Consider the following 275-nt stretch of genomic DNA (forward strand, 5'->3'; position numbering starts at 1 on the left):
GTCGCGGTCGACGTCGAAAACGACGACGCCTTTGCGGATGCCGTGATCCAATCCGGCTGCGTGGCAGTGGTGTTCCCGCATTCCGTGCGCCGCATCAGGCATCCGGCGCCGGCCATCGCCGCGGCGTCAGCCGCATTCTGAAGCTGGCTGCGTGCAACCAGCAGATTGCCGATGTCGATGGCAAGAGCTGCAATCCCCAACAGGAATAGCATGCAAAGCGCGACAGTGACGGCCACTGCCCCTTCCTGTTTCCGTCTGCTTTTTCCCGTGCGCAT

Annotated in this window: 1 protein-coding gene; it reads right to left on the minus strand. The window is 62.5% G+C overall.

The annotated features are described in order from the left end of the window. The coding region (locus tag SB822_RS56890; protein ID WP_410859076.1) for a pilus assembly protein TadG-related protein at positions 1-275 on the minus strand (275 nt) is incomplete at both ends.

This window comes from Paraburkholderia sp. SIMBA_054 (assembly GCF_046534875.1).
In the GTDB taxonomy this organism is placed as follows: Bacteria; Pseudomonadota; Gammaproteobacteria; order Burkholderiales; family Burkholderiaceae; genus Paraburkholderia; species Paraburkholderia hospita.